This is a genomic window from Pseudomonadales bacterium, assembly GCA_013215025.1.
Classification (GTDB): Bacteria; Pseudomonadota; Gammaproteobacteria; order Pseudomonadales; family DT-91; genus DT-91.
In genome coordinates, this window is sequence record JABSRR010000222.1 from 1 (window position 1) to 3,552 (window position 3,552).

General features: G+C 42.0%; 2 protein-coding genes. Both read left to right on the forward strand.

The genetic code is table 11. The features are described from left to right. Positions 1–317 precede the first annotated feature (317 nt). Positions 318–1,688 (forward strand): aminotransferase class III-fold pyridoxal phosphate-dependent enzyme, encoded by a 1,371-nt coding sequence (locus HRU21_12100; GenBank protein NRA43032.1) that lies wholly within the window; start codon positions 318–320, stop codon positions 1,686–1,688. Positions 1,689–2,049: 361 nt separating this feature from the next. Continuing rightward, the coding region (locus tag HRU21_12105; protein ID NRA43033.1) for a TonB-dependent receptor plug domain-containing protein at positions 2,050–3,552 on the forward strand (1,503 nt) is incomplete at its 3' end.

Consider the following 3,552-nt stretch of genomic DNA (forward strand, 5'->3'; position numbering starts at 1 on the left):
TGATCGCCGTTGCGGCTGATATCATCAAGTAATTGATGATGATCTTGTTGGATGTTCATTGCATTCATAATCTGTTTATAGGTTCTATTTAAGTTGATGCAATTATCGATGGCTTTGTGTCGAATGTGCTGTGGAATTTACCGACATTTAACGAACAATCTTCGGTGTTTATAAGGCTTTAGCTTTTTTGTTAGTGGAAAATATTTTAGTTTAGCTTTGGCCGAATTATATTTTGCTAGACTTAGCAACTTTGAAATTTCATTTGGTTGTAAATTCTTATAATGCTATAGCTTGGCTTATTGAAAAAGGTTTGAGCTATGAGTAAAACAATCGAATATCTTATTGAGCAAGATGCAAAATGCATTCTTCATCCTGCTTCATCTATTTCGGCATTAGTTGAAAATGGGCCGCAAATGATGACAGCGGCAGAGGGCTGCTATGTAACTGATGCTGATGGCAAACAATATTTAGATGCGATTGCCGGGCTTTGGTGTGTTAATGCAGGTTATGGTTGTGAGCCACTTGCGCAGGCTATGGCTGATAGTGCAAAGCAGCTATCTTATTACCACACATTTAGTAATTCATCGAACCCCTGGCAGGTTGAGCTGGCTGAAAAACTTATTGAAATTGCGCCTAAGGGCTTGGATAAAGTTTTTTTTGGTAATAGTGGTAGTGATGCTAATGACACTTTGATGAAAATTGCTTGGCATTATCATAGTTTGCGTGGCAAGCCGTCAAAAGTGAAGGTGATCGCCAGGGAGCAGGCTTATCATGGCACATCAATCAGTACCGCTAGTTTAACTGGCTTAGGTGGTTTTCATAAAGAATACCCCTTGCCATTAGATTTTATTTTGCGTACCGATTGCCCTCATTTTTATACTCGTGGTAAACAAGGTGAAACGGAATCTGAGTTTTGTGATCGATTAATTGAAAATGTTAGGTCGCTAATAGAGCGTGAAAATGCTGATACAATCGCGGCTTTTTTTGCAGAGCCCATTCATGCAGCCGGTGGTATTATCGAACCCCCTGAAGGTTATTATCCTAAATTAAAGCAACTGTTAAAACAATACGACATATTATTAATCGCTGATGAAGTAGTTTGTGGTTATGGGCGATTAGGTAGTTGGTTTGGTTCAGATCAATTAGAATTAGTGCCTGATATGCTCAGCAGTGCCAAAGGCTTAACCAGTGGTTATTTTCCATTATCAGCAGCGTTAATCAGCAATGATATCTGGCGTGTTTTGAAGCAGGGTTCAGATATGTTAGGCGCTTTTTCACACGGTTATACATATAGTGGCCATCCGGTTGGTGCTGCTGTCGCCTTAGCGAACTTGGATCTTATGATGCGTGAAAACTTGATTGAACGGGCCGCGAAAAATGGTAAGTATCTTCACGAATGTTTACGTAATCGTCTTTTGGGGCATGCCAATGTAGGGGAAATTCGCGGTCGGGGCTTATTGGCAGGCATTCAATTAGTAGCTGATAAGGCATCAAAAACATTGCCCGATGTCAGTCAAAAATGGCCGTTAAAAATTACTCAGTTAGTAAGAGAAAAAGGCTTTATTATCAGGCCTTTGCCTTCGGTTGCAACACTTGCGATTTCGCCACCTTTGATTATTAATAAGCAGCAGATTGACGATTTAATTGATGCAATATTGTTTGCATTGGATACACTTCCTAATAATTAAATGATCTAAAAAATTTATATTTGCTTATTTACAAGTAAAATGTTAGCTGATAATCTTAGGAAAAATGTAAGTTGTATTAAACATTATCCATGCAAAACCTTAGGCTATTACATACCGTAGAATTTTGCTCCGCCAGCTACCAGCTGAGCGAGTGGTTCGACGAATAACATTTTCAACCTGGTGATTCAGGCTGAGAATGTTTAGCGTGTAGTTCTGATTTTTCCCAAAGTTTCTTCTCTCTAAATATTCAAAATTTTCTATAGGCTTTTTGTGAGTGTGTCTTGCTCGCGATTATCTTTGCCCCTGACTCACCTTTGTTCGACTTTTAAAAAACTAAACCATAGTCACAAGGGGGGCTCATATGAAAACTAAACTAAATAAAATAACCGTTGCTGTCAGGTTGGCGTTAGGCGGTTTGGCGCTGGGGGTATCCCAATGGGGTATGGCGCAGACTGATTCGAGCGATGATCTTCAGGTAAATGAACCACAAGTAGAGCAGTTGCAAGTCGAGGAAGAAGTAGTTGTTACGGGCTCGCATATCAAAGGTTTAGACCTTGAGGGCTCAGTAAAAGCTGTGCAATTAGATCGCTCAGATATTGAAGCGTCGGGTGCAACATCCTTGGGCGAATTGTTAAGCACTTTGCCGGTTGTGGGCGGCGGTACTGGCACCTTTGGCACTACAAATTCGGGTACTGATTCAGGCTCGACGCCGGTCGGCGCCTCTGCCGTTTCTTTGCGTGGTTTGGGTACCTCATCTACGCTGACCTTAATTAATGGCCGTCGCTCTACTGTGAGCTCGTTTGCTAAGGGAAGTGAGTCGTTTATCGATATAAACTCTATTCCATTGGCTGCTATAGAGCGAGTTGAAATTCTACCTTCGGGTGCGTCTGCAACTTATGGTGCTGATGCTGTTGCCGGGGTAATCAATTATAAATTGCGTGACGATTTTGATGGCACTGAGCTGTCAGTGCAGTATGGTGATTCAGAAGCAAGTAGTAATGAAAGCAATTATAACGTTAACTTGTTGTGGGGTCATAATTTCGATGATGCTAACTTAACAGTTGTGGTAGATTACTACGAGAGGAGTGAATTTGCTTTTACCGACCGTGATCGTTTAATCGAAGCAGATCCATGGGGCTCGTCTCGTTCACCTTATGTGGATGCTTGGTTTGTAGGTGACTACGGTAACCAAGGCACAGATGAGAACTGTGATGATGTTGAACAAACGGCGTTTGGCCCAGAGTGTCGCGATAAGCCCAATGCCTACCTTAATGTCGATGATGAATTTAATGCCTTAAGCTCTTTAGTGACATTCAATAAAGACTTCGATGGTTTTAGTTGGTTTAACGAATTGATGTATTCTAAAACTGAATCATCTGGCCGCTCGACGCCTAGCACATGGCGTTTAAATGTAGCTACCGATAATCCAGGTTTGCAAAACGATGCTGACCTTGTTGCATCGATACTTGATGCAAATCGCAGCGCTTATGATGCAGATTTTGGTGCCGGTGCAACTGATGCATTGATCGCAGATCTTGCCAACCCTGGCGGAATAGATAATGCTATTTTAGAAATGGATACATTCGGTGACGGTTTTATGCGTATTAATGGTCGCTTCCCAGATGCGCGTGAATTTGAGGTTGAGTCTGAAACCTACCGTGTTGTCAGTGGTCTTGAAGGGCAGTTTGACAAATGGGACTGGAATACCGCGATTAGCTACGCCAAAAATAAGAATGAGCAAACTGCCTCGCAAGGCTATTACCTGCGTGAGCAGTTGCAACATGGTCTGTTAGGCACCTTGTGTTCAAACGGTACTATTCTTGAAGGTGCTGGTGGGCGAATTGTAGACATCGGTGGTGGCGAT

What these genes read in the sequence shown, in the direction of transcription:
- HRU21_12100 (NRA43032.1), top strand. Translation starts at nt 318, where the DNA reads ATGAGTAAAACAATCGAATATCTTATTGAGCAAGATGCAAAATGCATT.